Origin of the sequence: Nocardiopsis coralli (genome assembly GCF_014892575.1) — a bacterium.
In the GTDB taxonomy this organism is placed as follows: Bacteria; Actinomycetota; Actinomycetes; order Streptosporangiales; family Streptosporangiaceae; genus Nocardiopsis; species Nocardiopsis coralli.
Window position 1 is genome coordinate 204,788 of the sequence record NZ_JADBGI010000002.1, and the last position, 17,740, is coordinate 222,527.

Annotated in this window: 15 protein-coding genes and 1 riboswitch; of the genes, 7 read left to right on the forward strand and 8 right to left on the reverse strand. The window is 71.6% G+C overall.

Annotation, left to right across the window (positions count from 1 at the left end; all coding sequences use genetic code 11):
• Positions 1-16 precede the first annotated feature (16 nt).
• Both arc and IDM40_RS02835 read right to left on the reverse strand, forming a co-directional pair.
• Positions 17-1,786, reverse strand: coding sequence for a proteasome ATPase (arc, locus tag IDM40_RS02830; RefSeq protein ID WP_193120299.1), 1,770 nt, complete (start codon positions 1,784-1,786; stop codon positions 17-19).
• A 398-nt stretch (positions 1,787-2,184) separates the two neighbouring features.
• On the reverse strand, positions 2,185-3,153 hold the full coding sequence (locus tag IDM40_RS02835) for a tRNA (adenine-N1)-methyltransferase (protein ID WP_193120300.1): 969 nt from the start codon (positions 3,151-3,153) through the stop codon (positions 2,185-2,187).
• A gap of 200 nt (positions 3,154-3,353) precedes the next feature.
• Here IDM40_RS02835 and ppgK point away from each other — a divergent pair, with 200 nt between their 5' ends.
• Entirely contained in the window at positions 3,354-4,103 is a 750-nt protein-coding gene (ppgK, locus tag IDM40_RS02840; RefSeq protein ID WP_193120301.1) for a polyphosphate--glucose phosphotransferase, read from the forward strand.
• A gap of 86 nt (positions 4,104-4,189) precedes the next feature.
• Here the strand turns inward: ppgK and IDM40_RS02845 are convergent, their stop codons facing one another.
• Complete coding sequence (locus IDM40_RS02845) at positions 4,190-4,501, reverse strand: hypothetical protein (protein ID WP_193120302.1); 312 nt, start codon at positions 4,499-4,501, stop codon at positions 4,190-4,192.
• A gap of 245 nt (positions 4,502-4,746) precedes the next feature.
• Here IDM40_RS02845 and IDM40_RS02850 point away from each other — a divergent pair, with 245 nt between their 5' ends.
• Both IDM40_RS02850 and IDM40_RS02855 read left to right on the forward strand, forming a co-directional pair.
• Entirely contained in the window at positions 4,747-6,018 is a 1,272-nt protein-coding gene (locus IDM40_RS02850) for a helix-turn-helix domain-containing protein (protein WP_193120303.1), read from the forward strand.
• Positions 6,019-6,060: 42 nt separating this feature from the next.
• Positions 6,061-6,534, forward strand: coding sequence for a hypothetical protein (locus IDM40_RS02855; RefSeq protein ID WP_193120304.1), 474 nt, complete (start codon positions 6,061-6,063; stop codon positions 6,532-6,534).
• Positions 6,535-6,552: 18 nt separating this feature from the next.
• On the opposite strand, the gene IDM40_RS02860 is transcribed toward IDM40_RS02855, so the two are convergent.
• Positions 6,553-7,686 (reverse strand): site-2 protease family protein, encoded by a 1,134-nt coding sequence (locus IDM40_RS02860; RefSeq protein WP_193120305.1) that lies wholly within the window; start codon positions 7,684-7,686, stop codon positions 6,553-6,555.
• 188 nt (positions 7,687-7,874) lie between these two features.
• Between IDM40_RS02860 and IDM40_RS02865 the strand changes: the two genes are divergently transcribed.
• The 4 genes from IDM40_RS02865 to IDM40_RS02880 all read left to right on the forward strand — a co-directional run bounded on the left by IDM40_RS02865 (position 7,875) and on the right by IDM40_RS02880 (position 11,471).
• A complete protein-coding gene (locus IDM40_RS02865; protein WP_193120306.1) occupies positions 7,875-8,678 on the forward strand; it encodes a RecB family exonuclease in 804 nt (267 codons plus the stop codon).
• A 69-nt stretch (positions 8,679-8,747) separates the two neighbouring features.
• A complete protein-coding gene (locus IDM40_RS02870) occupies positions 8,748-9,437 on the forward strand; it encodes a LuxR C-terminal-related transcriptional regulator (protein ID WP_193120307.1) in 690 nt (229 codons plus the stop codon).
• A gap of 241 nt (positions 9,438-9,678) precedes the next feature.
• Positions 9,679-11,052: a threonine/serine exporter family protein gene (locus IDM40_RS02875; RefSeq protein WP_193120426.1), complete on the forward strand. Its 1,374-nt coding sequence runs from the start codon at positions 9,679-9,681 to the stop codon at positions 11,050-11,052.
• A gap of 230 nt (positions 11,053-11,282) precedes the next feature.
• Entirely contained in the window at positions 11,283-11,471 is a 189-nt protein-coding gene (locus IDM40_RS02880) for a DUF5999 family protein (RefSeq protein ID WP_193120308.1), read from the forward strand.
• Between the two features lie 69 nt (positions 11,472-11,540).
• On the opposite strand, the gene IDM40_RS02885 is transcribed toward IDM40_RS02880, so the two are convergent.
• The 4 genes from IDM40_RS02885 to IDM40_RS02900 all read right to left on the reverse strand — a co-directional run bounded on the left by IDM40_RS02885 (position 11,541) and on the right by IDM40_RS02900 (position 17,587).
• Positions 11,541-12,797, reverse strand: a complete 1,257-nt coding sequence (locus IDM40_RS02885; RefSeq protein WP_193120309.1) for a tetratricopeptide repeat protein — start codon at positions 12,795-12,797, stop codon at positions 11,541-11,543.
• A 146-nt stretch (positions 12,798-12,943) separates the two neighbouring features.
• Entirely contained in the window at positions 12,944-15,838 is a 2,895-nt protein-coding gene (gene gcvP, locus IDM40_RS02890) for an aminomethyl-transferring glycine dehydrogenase (RefSeq protein ID WP_193120310.1), read from the reverse strand.
• A gap of 95 nt (positions 15,839-15,933) precedes the next feature.
• Positions 15,934-16,024, reverse strand: a riboswitch (glycine riboswitch).
• A gap of 173 nt (positions 16,025-16,197) precedes the next feature.
• Positions 16,198-16,689 (reverse strand): MerR family transcriptional regulator, encoded by a 492-nt coding sequence (locus tag IDM40_RS02895; protein WP_193120427.1) that lies wholly within the window; start codon positions 16,687-16,689, stop codon positions 16,198-16,200.
• A gap of 427 nt (positions 16,690-17,116) precedes the next feature.
• Positions 17,117-17,587 (reverse strand): bifunctional nuclease family protein, encoded by a 471-nt coding sequence (locus tag IDM40_RS02900; protein WP_193120311.1) that lies wholly within the window; start codon positions 17,585-17,587, stop codon positions 17,117-17,119.
• Positions 17,588-17,740 lie beyond the last annotated feature (153 nt).

The following is a 17,740-nucleotide window of genomic DNA, read 5'->3' on the forward strand; positions in this document are numbered from 1 at the left end:
GACGGACACCCTGCAATTACAGGTACTGCCCGGTGTTGGCGACGGTGTCGATACTCCGACCGGAATCGGCGCCCTTCTTTCCGGTGACGAGGGTACGGATGTAGACGATCCGCTCGCCCTTCTTTCCGGAGATGCGCGCCCAGTCGTCCGGGTTGGTGGTGTTGGGCAGGTCCTCGTTCTCGCTGAACTCGTCGACGCAGGCCTGGAGCAGGTGGGAGACCCGCAGCCCCTTGGACTGGTTGTCGATGAAGTCCTTGATGGCCATCTTCTTGGCACGGTCGACGATGTTCTCGATCATCGCCCCGGAGTTGAAGTCCTTGAAGTACAGGACCTCCTTGTCACCGTTGGCGTAGGTGACCTCGAGGAAGCGGTTCTCCTCGTCCTCGGTGTACATGCGCTCGACGGCCCGCTGGATCATCGCGTCGACGGTGGCCCGGCGGGACTCCTCGTGCTCGGCCAGGTCCTCGTCGTGCAGCGGCAGTTCGGGGGTGATGTACTTGGCGAAGATGTCGCGCGCGGCCTCGGCGTCGGGGCGCTCGATCTTGATCTTGACGTCGAGGCGTCCCGGGCGCAGGATCGCGGGGTCGATCATGTCCTCGCGGTTGGAGGCGCCGATGACGATGACGTTCTCCAGACCCTCCACACCGTCGATCTCGCTGAGCAGCTGCGGGACGATCGTGTTCTCCACGTCGGAGGACACACCCGAGCCGCGGGTGCGGAAGATGGAGTCCATCTCGTCGAAGAAGACGATGACGGGGGTGCCCTCGCCCGCCTTCTCCCGGGCCCGCTGGAAGACCAGGCGGATGTGGCGCTCGGTCTCGCCGACGTACTTGTTGAGCAGCTCCGGCCCCTTGATGTTGAGGAAGAAGCTCTTGCCGACGTCGCGGCCGGTGCGCTCGGAGACCTGCTTGGCCAGGGAGTTGGCCACCGCCTTGGCGATGAGCGTCTTACCGCAGCCGGGAGGACCGTAGAGCAGCACACCCTTGGGCGGGCGCAGCTGGTGCTCGTAGAAGAGGTCCTTGTGCAGGTAGGGCAGTTCGACCGCGTCGCGGATCATCTCGATCTGCCCGGCGAGCCCACCGATGTCGGTGTAGGCGATGTCGGGGACCTCTTCGAGGATGAGTTCCTCGACCTCGGACTTGGGGATGCGCTCGTACGCGTAACCCGAACGCGACTCCAGCAGCAGGGAGTCGCCGGCGCGCAGGGGTTCCTCGCGCAGGGGTTCGGCGAGGCGGACGATGCGCTCGTCGTCGTGGTTGGAGATGACCAGGGCGCGTTCGCCGTCCTCCAGGAGCTCCTTGAGCATGACGACGTCGCCGACGGTCTCGAAGGACTCGGCCTCCACGATGTTGAAGGCCTCGTTGAGCATGACCTCCTGGCCGGGCTGCAGGGTCTCGACGTCGACCGAGGGGCTGACGTTGACCCGCATCTTGCGGCCGTTGGTGAAGATCTCGACGGTGTCGTCCTCGCGGGATCCGAGGTAGACACCGAAGCCCGACGGGGGCTGGGCGAGGCGGTCGACCTCCTCCTTCAGAGCGACGATCTGTTCACGCGCCTCCTTGAGTGTGGAGACGAGTCGCTCGTTCTGGCTGTTGGTCGCAGCGAGGTTGGTCTGCGCCTCCCTCAGGCGTTCCTCCAGCAGGCGTACATGTCGGGGGGAATCGGCGAGCTTACGCCGAAGCACGCTGAGTTCCTTTTCCATGTAGGAGACCTGGGCCGTGAGTTCGGCGACTTCACGGTCCTGGTCGCTCTGGCGCTCGTCGTCGCGCTCGGCCACGTCCGCCACCTCCCTATGAGAAGGACGACTACTCGGGAGCCTACCTACCCCTGCCCCTTTCCTAACCTCCCAGCGCTCGCGAGTGTCGTAGCCCTCATTTTCAGGCCTTGTGTCGGCGCAGGTCAGGGTGGTAGAGGGTCACCCAACGTCATGAGAACGTAACCTCCGGGCCTGCCCACGGACACCGCCGCGCCAAGCCCGGATGCCCTGATCCCGCACGTCGGAGCACCTGCAGCGGCCCCGCGCACACGAACGGCCCCGGACACGATCGGTGTGTGTCCGGGGCCGTGTTCGGTGAGGTCCTGGGTGCCTCCGGGGCAGGGGAGACCAATGGGCGAAACAGTGGCTCGAGGGTGGTACCAGCATGCGGACACTCTCCGCTACTGGCCGGTAACGGCCACGGTGTCTCAGGCGCGCTCGCTGCCGCCCTCGGAGCCTTCGCCGGCGGGCTTCTCGGAGGCCGCCGGCTCGGCGGGGGCACCCTTCTCGGCGGCGCGCTCGGCCGCCTTCGCCTTCTCGTAGTCCTTGCCGTAGGCGCCCTTGGCGGGACGGCGGCGCCGGTCGGGGGCCTGGGCGCCGTCGGCCAGGCGACGGGCGACCACGAGGAACCCGGTGTGGCCGATCATCCGGTGGTCCGGACGCACCGCGAGGCCCTCCACGTGCCAGGTGCGCAGCATGGTCTCCCACGAACGCGGCTCGTAGAAGCGGTCGTCCTCGCGCATCTCCTCGACGATGCGGGAGAGCTGGGTCGTGGTGGCCACGTAGCAGCACAGCAGGCCGCCGGGGCGCAGGGCGCGGGCGACGGCGTCGAGGTTCTCCCAGGGGGCGAGCATGTCGAGGAAGACCCGGTCGACGTCGGTGTCGTCCAGGGACTCCCCCAGGTCGCCCACGGTCAGCTTCCAGGCCGGGTGGGGGCCGCCGTGGAAACGTTCGACGTTCTTGCGGGCGATCTCGGCGAAGTCGGCACGGCGCTCGTAGGAGGAGACCATCCCGTGCTCGCCGACCGCGCGCAGCAGCCAGTTGGACATCGCGCCCGAACCGGCGCCGGCCTCGACGACGCGCGCGCCGGGGTGGATGTCGGCCTCGACCAGGATCTGTGCCGCGTCCTTGGGGTAGACGATCGTCGCCCCGCGCTTCATCGACAGCGTGTAGTCGATGAGCAGGGGGCGCAGCGCGACGTAGGCGGTCCCGGTACCGGAGCTCACGACGCTGCCCTCGGGCTCGCCGATGAGGTCGTCATGGGCGATACGGCCCTTGTGCGAGTGGAAGGCGCCACCCTCGCGCAGGGTGATGGTGTGCATCCGGCCCTTCGGGTCGGTCAACTGCACGGTGTCGCCGTCGGTGAAAGGGCCGCGGCGGCCATGGATACCGGTCAACGTCGCTCTCGTCTTCCCGCGTTGCGTGTGGTCAAGGGCGATCGCCCAGAGTATCGGCACGGCGGTACCGCACCGACCACTCCGGCGGCGTGCGGGGAACGCCCGGCGGGTGTACGAAGGGGACCGGAGCGGGGAAGGATCGTTGCCGGCGGGGCGACGGGCACCGCACGCGGACGAGGCACACGGGAGACGACGGACCCATGGCAGAGCGCAGGACCGGGCTGGGCATCGACATCGGCGGCAGCGGGATCAAGGGGGCACCGGTCGACCTGGGGACCGGGGAGTTCCTCACCGAGCGCGTCAAGATCGCCACCCCCGAGCTCTCCACACCCGAGGCGGTGGCCGAGGTGGTCGGGGAGATCTCCGGCCGTTTCCCCGAGACCGCGGGCACCCCGGTGGGCATCACCTTCCCCGGTGTGGTCCAGCAGGGGGTGGTGCGCACCGCCGCCAACGTGGACCGCTCCTGGATCGGGACCGATGCCGGTTCCCTGTTCTCCGGTGTGCTGGGACGGCCGGTGCGCGTGCTCAACGACGCCGACGCCGCAGCGCTGGCCGAGGCGCACTACGGGGCCGCCCGCACCACGTCCGGTGTGGTGCTGTTGACGACCCTGGGCACGGGGATCGGTACGGCGTTGGTCGTGCACGGGCGCCTGGTGCCCAACACCGAGTTCGGCCATCTGGAGATCGACGGCCACGACGCGGAGAGCCGGGCCTCGTCGGGGGCCAAGAACCGGGACGGGCTGAGTTACCACGCCTGGGCGGTCGAGCGCCTGCAGCGTTACTACCGCGTGGTGGAGGACCTGGTGTGGCCCGACCTGATCGTGGTCGGCGGCGGGGTCAGCCGCAAGGCGGACAAGTTCCTGCCGCACCTGGATCTGCGGACCCCGACCGTGCCGGCGGAACTGCGCAATACCGCGGGGATCGTGGGCGCCGTGCTCGCGGCGCAGTGAGACCGGGGTGGCACGGCCCCGCCGTCCCCAACGGGGCCGGAACGGCGGGGCCGTGCCGCGGTCCAGCGCGGGAAAGGGGTCCGCGCTCAGACAGCACCGCCGGGGACGCCCTCCGGCGCCCGCGCGATCCTCCCCGCGACGTGGGAGGTGCGGTGCGCCGGGGCCAGAGGGATCCCTGACGGTGCCGGGGGGACACCGTCCTGTACGGGTCGGCGGATCCACCACCACAGGCCGCCCCGGTGGGGACGCAGCAGCGCGCTGCTGTGTCCCGCGGGCGCGCCGGGGACCAGGACGAGTCCGCGGTCCCCGTCCTCGGTGGCGTCGACCCCTCGAGAGCGCAGTTCGGCGGCGAGCCCGCTCAGGGCGTACCCGGCCGGGTCCGAGGTCTGGGCGCTCACGGATGCCTCCCGAGGTGGTGTGTCCGGCCGTGCCGACCGGTGCTGTCGTGTCGGGGCGACGCTGCGCTGCAGCGGCCCCACCACCAACTCTCTCGCACAGTGAGCGCGCGAACACCCCTCTATGCGGATCACGCATCGGGATTTATTTTTTGGACACACCCACCCGGGACACCAGAAGTCCCTAACCTAAGCTCATGCCCCAACCAGACACCGTTCTTCCACCGGAGCTGTGGTCACATCCCCCCATGGCGGCCGCCCTGGCCACCTGTGACATGGCCACGGTCATCGAGGGCGTGCGTTCGGCGCGCGGATGGTCGCAGGGCGAACTCGCCCGCGCCGCAGGTTACTCCCAGAGCTGGGTCTCGCGTGTGGTCAACGGCCAACAATCACTGACCGTCGACCAGATCCAGGACGTGGCCCGTCGCCTGGGCGTGCCCCTGCACCTGCTGCGCCTGGGCGGCGCCCCCTCGGAGGAAGGCCCGGCCCCACGCGGTCCGGGCAGGACGAAGGGGGTGGACCTCACGAGACGCCGTGACTTCGGACGGGCCGTGGCCGCGGGGGCACTGCTGACGGTGGGCGGCCGGCCCGAGCACGCGGAAGAGACCGCGGTGGACGAGTCGACCGCTCCGGCACTGCGCACCATCACGAGCGGGCAGCGGCGGATGGACGCCACCTCTTCCGCCCGTCACCTGTTGCCCGGCGCTGCGGCGCACGTGCATCTGTCCGAGCAGATGCTCATGAACGCTCGCGGGACACCGTTCGGCACGGACCTGTGCGCGGCCGCGAGCGAGGCCTCCGGGTTCGCCGCGTGGCTGCACACCGACCAGGGTTCGATCGACAAGGCCCGCACGCACTACCGCAACGCCGTCTTCCGCGCCCGGCAGTCCCGGACGCGCCTGCTGGACGTGTACATGCTCGGGTCCCTCGCGGCCTTCGAGATCGACGAGGCCGGCTCACCCGAACTGGGGCTGGCGCTGGTGCGCGAGGCCGAACACCTGCTGGGCCGGTCCGCCCATCCCACCGCCCGGGCGTGGCTGTCGTGCACGGGCGCGCTCGCGCACGCGGGCGTGGGCGACGGGGAGGCGGCGGCGCGGGCGATCCGGCGGGCCGAGCAGGAGGTCGACCGCCCCGGCAACACCGATCCGCCCTGGCCGTGGGTGTTCGCCTTCGACCACACCAAGGTGGCCGGGTTCCGGGCCAGGGTGGGCGTGCGCCTGCACCGGCCGGAGGAGGCGCGCAAGGCCTTCGAGGAGGCGCACACGCAGCGCCCGGCCAGCGCCAAACAGGCGGCCCTGCTGCAGGTGGAGCTGGCCTCGGTGCACCTGGACTCCGGGGAGGTCGAGGAGGCCTTCCGGTTGGCCGGCGACGCCCTCTCGACGGGGCTGCGTTTCGAGTCGCGGCGCCTGGTGTCCCGGGTACGTTCGTTCCGACGCGCGTATCGGGGTCCGGACGCGCGCTGTGTGGACGGCCTCGACCGGCGCCTCGGCGCTCTCGTCAGGGGCCCGGGCACTGGGTAGGGGACCCGCAGGAGCCCCCGACCCCGCCCCCGAGGAGGTCATGTGATCCGTATAGGCATCACCGGACACCGGCACCTTCCCACCGAGATCGACGCGACCGTGGCGGCGATGATCCGCGAGGAACTGCGCCCGCACGGCTGCGAGATGGTGGGGGTGTCCTGTCTGGCCGACGGGGCCGACACCGTCTTCGCCGAGGCCGTGGTCGACGCGGGCGCCCCGTTGGAGGCGGTCGTGCCGTCCCGGGGGTACCGCGAGGCCCTGCCGCAGGAGCACCACCCCGTCTACGACCGGCTGCTCGAGCGGGCCGTGCTCGTGCACGAGCTGGGGCACGGGGCGTCCACGTCCGAGGCGCACATGGACGCCGGACGCCTGTTGGTGGAGCGCTGCGACCGGCTCGTGGCGGTCTGGGACGGCGAACCCGCCCGCGGGCCGGGCGGGACCGCGGACGTGGTCGCCCACGCTCGGGCGCTGTCCAGGCCGGTCAGTGTGCTCTGGCCGGAGGGGGCCCGCCGCTGAGCGGGCCGGGTGCCCGGCTCAGGTGCGCCCGGCCATGGCGGCGTTGACGTCGCGGGCCCGCAGCACGCCCAGGACCCGGCCCTCGGCGTCGGCGACCAGGTACTCGGACATGGGGTGCGACGTCAGGGCGGTGAGCAGCTCCTCGCCCTCGAGGTCGCCCCGGACCACGGAGTGCTCGGTGACCGCCCGCGCAAGGCTGGAGACGGGCACCCAGGCACGGCGTCCCGGGGTGATGGCCTCGGCGGCGGAAGGGTGCACGATCGAGACGGGTGTGCCCGCGGCGTCCACGGCCACGATCGCCTCGGCGCCCTCCTGTCCGGCCCGGCGTTCGGCCTCGGCCAGGGGTGTGTCGGCCGGCACCAGGACGGCGGGGCGGGCCAGGGTGCGTGCACGCAGGTTCGGGACGCGGGCGCGCACGCGGGCGGCGCGCAGCGACTCGGTGGCGCCCATCCACATGAAGCCGCCGAGCACCAGTCCCCAGACGAGGGCCCACGGGCTCGGGGAACCGCCGGCCGCCCAGGCCAGGAGCAGCGGCAGGGCGACCACGAGCAGGGCCAGCACCCGTCCTCCCCAGGCGGCGGCCACGCTGCCGGTGAGGGGGCGTCCGGTCAGCTTCCACACACCGGCGCGCAGCAGGCGTCCGCCGTCGAGCGGGAGTCCGGGCAGGAGGTTGAACACCCCCACGAGCAGGTTGGCCAGCCACAGCTGGAAGAGGAGCTCGCCGGGCACGCTGAAGGGGTCGGCGAACAGCGACAGCCCGAAGAACCCGCCGGCCAGCAGCAGGGACAGGGCGGGGCCGGCGAAGGCGATCCAGAACTCGCGCCCGGGGGTGGGGGCCTCGCGTTCGATCTCGGAGACGCCGCCGAGGACGTAGAGCACGATGCGCCGTACGGGGAGCCCGTAACCGCGCGCCACGACCGAGTGGGCGAGCTCGTGAACCAGGACCGAGGCGTACAGCAGGACCGCGAAGACGAACGCGAGCACGTACGAGCCGGCGCCCAGGAACAGGCGGCCCTCGACGAGCTGGCCGTAGACCAGGGTGATGAGGGCGGCCACGATGAGCCAGGAGGCGGTCACGTGCACGGGGATGCCGAAGGGGCGGAAGAGGACCAGCCCGGGTCCGCCCTTGGCCGCCGAGGGCCTCGCGCTCATCGCCGCTCCCCCGTGTGGTCGGTGGCCGCTCGCACTTTGATTCCCCCCGCTGCCGTCGCTGTCCGGTTCCAGGGTACGAGGCGTCGGACGCGGTCCCCGCAGGGACCGGCCCCGGATCCGGGGCGGGACCGCCGCTCCTTTTCCGTTCCGGTCCGTCGCGCTCCGGGTGCCGCCCTAGGCTGGAACGTATGACGTCCGTGCCCCTGCCGAGTGCCCTGTCCCCATCGCGCGCCTCCGACTTCCTGCAGTGCCCTCTGCTGTTCCGGTTCCGCACCATCGACCGGCTGCCCGAGTCGCCCAGCCCCGCTGCGCTGCGGGGCACGCTGGTGCACGCGTGCCTGGAGCGCCTGTACGAGCTGCCGGCCGAGACCCGCACCCCGCGCACGGCGGTGGGGCTGGTGGACCCGCAGTGGGACCGGCTGCGCACCAAGGACCCGACGGTCGAGGAGCTCTTCGAGGGCGAGCAGGAGCGCGAGGAGTGGCTGGAGTCGGCCCGCACCCTGGTGCGGCGCTACTTCGAGTTGGAGAACCCCGGCGCCCTGGAGCCGCAGGACCGGGAGATGCGCCTGCAGGTGTCCCTGCCCACGGGTCTGCGGCTGCGCGGGTACGTCGACCGGCTCGACGTGGCCCCCGGCGGACAGATCCGGGTCGTCGACTACAAGACGGGCAAGTCCCCGCACCCGAGGTTCGAGGACAAGGCCAAGTTCCAGATCTTCTTCTACGCCGTGATGATCTGGCGCGACCTGGGTGTGGTCCCCAGCCGGCTGCAGCTGGTCTACCTGGGCGGCAAGGGGGCGGTGCGCTGGTACGACCCAACCGAGGAGGAACTGCGCGCCGCCGAGTCGGAGATCTCCGACATCTGGGCGCGCATCGAGGAGGCCGGGCGCACCGGCGAGTGGGCGCCCAAGCCGAGCAAGCTGTGCGGGTGGTGCGAGCACCAGGCACTGTGCCCGGAGTTCGGGGGAACCCCTCCCCCGCTGCCGACGGCCTGACCTCGCCCGACGGGCGATCCGGGCACCGTTCCGTCCCGCGGCGGGCGGACGATACGGCACAATCTCGGTGTGAGCGTCTCTCTTCTGTTGGTCGACGACCAGCCCCTCGTCCGTGCCGGCCTGCGGATGATCCTGGAGTCGGCCCCCGATCTGTCGGTGGTGGGTGAGGCGTCCGACGCACGCGAGGCCTCACGGGAGGCCCGTTCCCTGGTTCCGGACGTGGTGCTCATGGACCTCATGGGCGGCCCGGCCGGGACCAGGGCGATCCGCGCCGTGTTGGAGTGGGCCCGGCCGCTGGGCCACCGGGTCCGGGTGCTGGCGCTGGGGCCTCAGGACTCCGAACCCCTGCTGCACGGTGCGCTGCACGCGGGGGCGAGCGGTTTCCTGTTCAAGGACACCCCTCCCGAGGAACTCGTCTCGGCGGTGCGGGTGGTCGCCTCGGGCGGGGCCGTGCTACCGCCCCTGGTCCTGCACCGGCTGTTGGACGAGGTCGCCCCGCTGCTGCCCTCCGGCGAGCCCGCCGGGCGCGCACCGCGGGACCCGTTGAGCGTGCGCGAGCGCGAGGTGCTGCGGCTGTTGGCGCGGGGGTGGTCCAACGCCGAGATCGCCGCCCACCTGTTCGTGGGCTCCACGACGGTCAAGTCGCATGTGGGCAGCATTCTCACCAAGCTGGGTCTGCGCGACCGCGTGCAGGCGGTCATCCATGCCTACGAGACCGGTCTCGTACGCCCCGGTGAGGGACACGCCAACAACCGCTGAACACGCGGCGAGTCGCTGTGGGGGCACCTCGGGCCTTGGCAGGATGAACCCGTGATCGACCTCACGGGCCCCCGACCCCGCGCGCGGCGAACCGCGACAGCCGTGGCGGCGTCCCCTCAGGGACTGTGAACATCGCTCTGACCACCGCGGGGGTACAGGCGAGGAGGGAACGGAGAAGACGGGCATGCCGAACAGGCGCGGGAGACCGGTCCCGCCGAGCGAGGACCGCTTGCTCAGCAGGATGCGGGACTGGCGTGCGGCGCACGAGAGCGAGCTGTCGCCGGAGGGCCTGGACCAGGACGAGGAGGTCCAGCTGCCCGACGCGCGCGTGATCAACCTCGTGCTGCGTGTGGGCGAGCTGATGCTGGCCAGCGGTGAGAGCACCGAGGCGGTCAGCGAGGCGATGCTCAGCCTGACGGTCGCGTTCGAGCTGCCCCGGTCGGAGGTCTCGGTCACCTTCACCAACATCTCGCTGTCCACGCACCCGGGCGGGGACCAGCCCCCCATCACCGGTGAGCGTGTGGTGCGCCGCCGCACCCTGGACTACTTCCGCGTCAACGAGCTGCACACGCTGGTGGAGCAGTCGGCCCTGGGCCTGTTGGAGGTCGAGGACGCCACCGCGCGGCTCAAGCAGATCCAGAAGGCCCGCATGCCCTACCCCAACTGGGGCATCGCGCTCGGTTTCGGCCTCATCGCCTCCAGCGCCAGTGTGATGATGGGCGGCGGCCCGATCGTGGCGACGGTGGCGTTCCTGGCCACCGTGCTGGGCGACCGCACCTCGGTGTTCCTGGCACGGCGCGGTGTGGCGGAGTTCTACCAGATGACGTCGGCCGCGGCGGTGGCCTCCACGATCGGTGTGGCGCTGCTGTGGGCCAGCACGGAACTGGATCTTGGGCTCCAGGCCGGTGCGATCATCACCGGTAACATCATGGCGCTGCTGCCCGGCCGCCCGTTGGTGTCGAGCCTGCAGGACGGCATCAGCGGCAGTTACGTCTCCGCGGCCGCCCGCCTGTTGGAAACCTTCTTCACCCTGGGTGCGATCGTCTCGGGTGTGGGTGTGGTCGCCTACACGGCGGTGCGCCTGGGTGTGGACCTGGACCTGGAGAACCTGCCCTCGGCCGGGACCTCCCTGGAGCCGTGGGTGCTGGTGGGCGCGGCCGGCATCGCGATGGCGTTCGCGATCTCCCTGGCGGTGCCGCCCCGGATGCTGCCCGCGATCGGGGTCATGGGCGTGATGATCTGGGTGATCTACGCGGGCCTGCGCTCCTTCCTGGACACCCCGCCCGTGGTGGGCACGGTCGTCGGGGCGGTGGCCGTGGGTGTGGTCGGGCACTGGTTGGCACGGCGCACCCGGCGCCCGGTGCTGCCGTACCTGATCCCCTCGATCGCGCCGCTGCTGCCCGGGAGCATCCTCTACCGGGGGCTGATCGAGATCACGCACGGAACCACGGTGGCGGGCCTGCTGAGCATCGTGGAGGCGGTCACGGTCGGGCTGGCGCTGGGTGCCGGGGTCAACCTCGGTGGTGAGCTCGTACGGGCGTTCCAGCGCGGCGGTCTGGCCGGCGCGGGAATGCGCAGCCGTCCGGCTGCCCGGCGTACGCGCGGCGGGTACTGAGGCCCCGCGGAGGCCCCGACACGCCTCCGGAAGGGGTTGTGCGGCGCCGGTTCGGTTCTGTCCGCATCGGGCCAGAACCCGCGCATGACCTGCGCCGTCTCACCGGGTGAGAGCGAACGGCAACAGCGGTGCCACCACATTCGATCCCAAACGTGCACACGCATGTGATGTGAACCACTACTCTTGGCGTCAGCTCGACGACGAGCACCTGATGACCGAAAGGCGTTCCCATGTGCAGCCACGAACCTGCCTGCCCCTCTTCCGAGGATGTCGACCGCGAGGCCGCGCGGGTCGTCGCCAGCCACCCGGAGCAGGGTTGGAGCCTGCTCTGCAACGGGGTCGTCATGTTCGACGACACCGGGGAGCTGCTTCCCGACGGGGCCGTGGTCGCCCCGCACCGCCCCCGCGCCGCGGCCTGACCCCGCCGCGCAGGCCGGGCATCCCCGAGCGGGGTGTCCGGCCTCCGGTGTGCCGGTGCCTGCCCTGGGTCAGGTGTGGTCGGGCCAGCCCTCGGGCAGCACGTCCTGGCCGCCCATCGCCTCGGTGAGTCTGCGCCGGAAGTCCGCGTGCACGTCCTGCCCCCACACGAGATCGCCGGGTGTGCGCAACGCCTGCTCCATGGCCTCGCGCAGGACGGCGGGGCGCACCTCCCCCTCGGCGACCGGGACCCCGAGGTGGTTGTGCATCTGGGTCACGACCGCGAAGAGCTCGCCGGCGAGGGCCGGGGCGCTGGCGGTGGCCACGGCCTCCTCCAGGTAGGGCTCCCACCAGGGCTCCCCCGCTCCCTCCTGCTCCTGCTCGTCGGAGGCGGCGAACCCGCGCCGCAGCCGGTGGCGCACGTGGGCGACGGTCTCGCCGTCACGGTTGTCCAGCCCCACGCGCCAGGCGCGTGCGGAGGACTCGGGGTCCCCGCGCAGCGCCAGGAGCCCGGCCAGGAGTTCCACGGCCGCGGCCGAGGTGCGCGGGCCCGGACGGGCGGCGTCCGCGTCGGAGGTGTCGGCGGCGTCGACGACCGCGCCCGCGTCGGCGATGGCGTGTTCCAGGTGGGCGGCCGAGCGCAGCAGGCGCAGGCCGGGGTCGTCGGACAGGGAGAGGCCGCGCTCGACGGCGGCGGCCGCGGCGCCCGGCAGCCCGCGTTCGAGCAGACGCCCGGCCAGGTCGCGGGCGGCCTCCACGACGGTGTCGGCGTGCAGGCGGCTGATGGGGTCGGAGGCCGCGGGCAGGGTCAGCGCCGCCTCCCAGTGTTCCTCGGCCACCCCGCTCGCGCCCCGGCCCTCGGCCTCGCGGGCGAGACCGTAATGGGCGACGGCGGCGTGGGCGGGGCCGCCGATCTCCAGAAGGCGGTGCCAGGCCCGTTCGGCATCGGCGTGCTCGCCCTCCTGCTCCAGCGACAGGGCCAGGTGGTGGGCGGCGCGCGGGCCGAAGCGCTGGTCTCCGGTGGCCATCGCGCGGCGTGCGGCGTCGCGGGCGGCGGCGAGGTCCCCGCGCTGGTCCTGGACCACGGCCAGGCCCAGCAGGGCGCGTGCTTGCAGACGGGGGCGGGGGTTGGCCGCCACGGCACGTTCGTAGAGCGCGGCGGCGCGTTTGAGGTGCCCGTTCTCGGCGAGGTCCTGCGCCTGGTCGCACAGGTCCGCGGCGTCCTCGGCCCCTGGTGCGGCGCCGTCGTCGGGGTGGTCCTCGGGGTCGGTGGCCTCGGGCGGTTCGGGGGCTCCGGAACGTGCGGGGGATCCGGGCGTGGTGGTCATGCGTACCGCTTTCGGTGGGGGCTCTCGTCGGGGCGCGCGGGCGTGGGGCCACTGTAACGCGGGCGGACCCGGCGTCCGAGCGCACACGACGGGGGCCGCCCGGCGGACGGCCCCCTCGGTACGCGTGGTTCGGTGGTGGTCCGGTTCTAGATCTCGAAGGCCTCCGGCGGCGGGCAGGAGCAGACGAGGTTCCGGTCGCCGTAGGCCTGGTCGATGCGGCCCACCGGCGGCCAGTACTTGTCCTGGCGCAGGGACGGCAGCGGGTAGGCGGCCTCGGAGCGGCTGTAACCGTGCTCCCAGGCCTCGGCGGTGACCATCTCCGCGGTGTGCGGCGCGTTGACCAGGGGATTGTCCTCGCGGTCCCACTCACCCGAGGCGACCTTGTCGATCTCGTGGCGGATCTCGACCATGGCCTGCACGAAGCGCTCGAGCTCGGCGAGGTCCTCGCTCTCGGTCGGCTCGACCATGAGCGTGCCGTTGACCGGGAAGGACATAGTCGGCGCGTGGAAGCCGTAGTCCATCAGGCGCTTGGAGACGTCCTCGTTGCTGACGCCGGTCTCCTTCTGCAGCGGGCGCAGGTCGATGATGCACTCGTGCGCGACCAGGCCGTCGGCCCCGGTGTAGAGGACCGGGAAGTAGGGCTCCAGGCGCTTGGCGAGGTAGTTGGCGGAGAGCACGGCGATCTCGGTGGCCGAGCGCAGGCCCTCCTCCCCCATCATCCGCACGTAGGCCCAGGAGATCGGCAGGATCCCGGCCGAACCGAAGGGGGCCGCCGAGACCGGGCCGACCCCGGTGTGCGGGCCGGCGTCGGGCTGGCTCGGGTGGTTGGGCAGGAACCCGGCCAGATGGGACCGGACCGCGACCGGACCGACGCCGGGGCCGCCGCCACCGTGCGGGATGCAGAAGGTCTTGTGCAGGTTGAGGTGGCTGACGTCGGCGCCGAACTCGCCGGGCTTGGCCCAGCCCAGGAGCGCGTTGAAGTTGGCGCCGTCGATGTAGACCTGACCGCCGGCCTCGTGGACCATGCGGCACACCTCGGTGATGGTGCCCTCGAAGACCCCGTGCGTGGACGGGTAGGTGACCATGATCGCGGCGAGGTCGTCGGCGTGCTTCTCGGTCTTGGCCGCCAGGTCGTCGAGGTCGACGTTGCCGCCCTCGTCGCAGGCGACCACGGAGACCCGCATGCCGGCCATCACGGCGCTGGCCGCGTTGGTGCCGTGCGCGGAGCTGGGGATCAGGCACACGTCGCGGTGGGCCTCGCCCCGGGAGCGGTGGTAGCCCCGGATCGCCAGGAGCCCGGCCAGCTCGCCCTGGGAGCCGGCGTTGGGCTGCAGGGAGACCGCGTCGTAGCCGGTGACCTCGGCGAGCCAGGCCTCGAGGTCGCGGATGATCTCGACGCTGCCCTCGGCCTGGTCGAGCGGGACGAAGGGGTGCAGCGTGCCGAACTCGGGCCAGGTGACCGGCTCCATCTCCGTGGTGGAGTTGAGCTTCATGGTGCATGAGCCCAGCGGGATCATGGTGCGGTCCAGCGCCAGGTCGCGGTCGGAGAGCCGGCGCATGTACCGCAGGATCGCCGTCTCGCTGCGGTGGGTGTTGAAGACCGGGTGGGTCAGGTAGTCCATCCGTCGAGCGAGGGTGTCGGGGATGCGGTCGGCCTCGCCGTCCACGACCGGGCCGTGCTTGGCGGCGGAGCGGTCGGCTTCGCCGAAGGCGGCGAGCACCTGCTCGAGGTCGGCCTCCGAGGTGGTCTCGTCGACGCTGACGCCGACGGTGCGCTCGTCCGCGGCCAGGAGGTTGTACCCGCGCTCCAGTGCCGCCTCCAGGACCCGGGCGGAGCTGGGGACCCGCACACGCAGGGTGTCGAAGAAGCCCTGGTGCACGATCTCGAAGCCGCGCTCGGTGAGGGCGTCGGCCAGCGCGGCGGTGCGGGTGTGCACCTGCCGGGCGATGGCCCGCAGACCGTCGGGGCCGTGGTGGACGGCGTACATGCCGGCCATGACGGCCAGGAGCACCTGGGCGGTGCAGATGTTGCTGGTGGCCTTCTCGCGCCGGATGTGCTGCTCGCGGGTCTGCAGAGCCAGCCGGTAGGCGGGGCGTCCGGCGTTGTCGACCGAGACGCCGACGAGGCGGCCCGGGAGCTGGCGGCGCAGCTTCTCGCCCACGGCCATGTAACCGGCGTGCGGGCCGCCGAAGCCGAGCGGTACACCGAAGCGCTGGGTGGAGCCGACCGCGATGTCGGCGCCGAGGTCGCCGGGGCTGCGCATCAGGGTCAGGGCCAGGATGTCGGCAGCCACGACGGCCAGGGCGCCGCGCTCGTGTGCGCTCTCGATGACGGCGGAGGGGTCGCGGACCTCCCCGGACGAGGTCGGGTACTGCGCGAGCACGCCGAAGGCCTCGCCCTCGGGCAGCCCCTTCGACAGGTCGGCGACCACGACCTCGATCCCGAGGGGCTCGGCGCGCGTGCGCAGCACCTGCAGGGTCTGGGGGAAGACGTCGGAGTCGACGACGAAGACGTTGCTCTTGGCCTTGGTGGCGCGGCGGGCCAGCGTCATGGCCTCGGCCGCGGCGGTGGACTCGTCGAGCAGGGAGGCGCCCGAGACCGGGAGCCCCGTCAGGTCCGAGACCACGGTCTGGAAGTTGAGCAGGGCCTCCAGGCGGCCCTGGGAGATCTCGGGCTGGTAAGGCGTGTACGCCGTGTACCAGGCCGGGTTCTCCATGATGTTGCGCAGGATGACCGGCGGGGTGTGGGTCCCGTAGTAACCGCGCCCGATCAGCGAGGTCGTGACCTGGTTGCGCGCGGCCAGACCCCGCAGTTCGGCCAGGGCCTCGGCCTCCCCTGCCGGTTCGGGAAGGTCCAGCGGGGCTTGGCGGCCGGGGCCGGTGAGGATGGACTCGGGGACGGCGGCGGCCATGAGCTCGGCGGTGGAGCCGTGGCCGACGGTCTTGAGCATCTCCTCGGTCTCGGCCGGGGACGGGCCGATGTGCCGGTCGGCGAAGACCCGGGCGGGTGTCCCGTGGGTGTGGGGCGACTGTTCTGGCACGGAGACCTCCTGGTGACAGGGCCGAACGGATCGGCGGTGTTCCTCACGGTCTCCCCCTCTGTCACCGGGCGCGCGGGCACCGGCTCCAGAGTGGCCTCCTCCGCGCGGTCCGTGGTGCCTGAGAGGTTACTGGGGAGTATTGCCCCGTCGGCGCCCCGTTCCCGAGGTCTCTCCCGCGCGGTATTGACGGCCTATGACGTTGTCGTGTCATACGAACAGGGAAATGTCGTCTTCATCCCCATTGCAACCACGACGGTACTTGATGGTGCCCCAGAACACCCAGCCCACCCGCGCTCCGAGCGCCCGCTTGTGCAGCACCCCACACGACGGTCCCCACGCATGCGTGGGGCCGGCCGTTCTCAGCCGGTACGGCGCTCGCGCCGGCGCCGCGCCAACTCGTCCACGGCCTGCGGGGCGGAGGACTGGGGCAGATCGGCGCGCTCCTCGGGAGCGACCACACCGAGCGCCTCCTCCAACTCGCGCCAGACGTTGGCCAGCGCCAGGCCGAACATGCCCTGGCCGCGCTGCATGAGGTCGACGACCTCGTCGGGCGTCGTGCATTCGTAGACACTGACGCCGTCGCTCATGAGGGTGATCCGGGCCAGGTCCTGGGCGGCGCGGCCGCGCAGGTGTTCCACGGCCGTACGGATCTGCTGCAGGGAGATCCCGGTGTCCAGCAGACGCTTGGCCACCTTGAGCAAGAGGATGTCGGGGAGGCTGTAGAGGGGGGCGTTGTGGGCACCGTTGCGCACGCTCGGCTCCACCAGGCCGGTTCTGGCCCAGTAGTCGAGTTGACGGTAGGTCACTCCGGCAGCCGTACACGCTGCCGGGCCCCGATAACCGACGTCCATAGGCAGCGCCACCACGTCCTCTTCGCCCAGTAGGCCTCGCTGCCCCGCCAGCCGCAGCGCGGACCTCCGGTCCTGGGGATCCTGCTTACCGCCCGCTACCGCCACGCCGACCTCCGGCTCCTCGTCCCACGGCGGTCTCGACAGGGGATGTCCACTTGAGGGAACGGATGCGCCGTGGGTTCCACTGCACCGACGGTAGGACGAGGCAAAGACAGCGTCAACGACACCCCACGGCGCGTCGCGGCGCGAGCACACCGCAGGACCGGACTCATCGGTCCGCCCTTGCTCCGCGGGCGTTCACTCCGGTTCCCAAGGTCATGTCCACCGACCAATCTATCATCGCCGAACCCTGCATCGTCGCAGGTCACAGCAGTGTCGGGCGGGCACACGAACGCCGGGCCCTGCAGGGCCCGGCGCCAGGGCCGACTCAGGTTCTGCGGCCGAAGTCCTCCGGCGAGATGTTGTCCAGGAACTCGCGGAAGGCCTCGACCTGGTCCTCCTGCTCGTCCGGGATCGGCATGCCGGCCTCCTCGATCACGTCCTCGTGGGCGTAGATCGGGGTGCCCGTGCGCAGAGCCAGGGCGATGGAGTCCGACGGGCGTGCGCTGACCTCGACACCGTTGTCGAAGACGAGCTCGGCGTAGAAGATGCCGTCCGACAGGCCGGTGATGCGGACCGCCTCCAGGCCGGCCTCCAGGGCATCGAGCACGTCGCGGAACAGGTCGTGCGTCAGCGGCCGTGCGGGCGCCACACCCTGTTGTGCGAGTGCGATGGCGGTCGCTTCGACCCCGCCGATCCAGATCGGCAGGTAGCGGTCGCCCTCGGCCTCCTTGAGCAGGACGATCGGTTGGTTCGAAGGCATCTCAACCCGGACGCCGACGACCTCCATGTGTTTCACAGCGTCTCCGTCCCACGAGTCGTCATGCCGGATGCGCGCTCTTCCCTGCTCTTGGTCGGATCAGGACCCGAAGGCGAAATCGGCACCCTTCGTTACAAAGCTCTCCGGCGGCGGGGGACCGCAAACCTCCCGGCCCACCGCCGCCGACTGCGA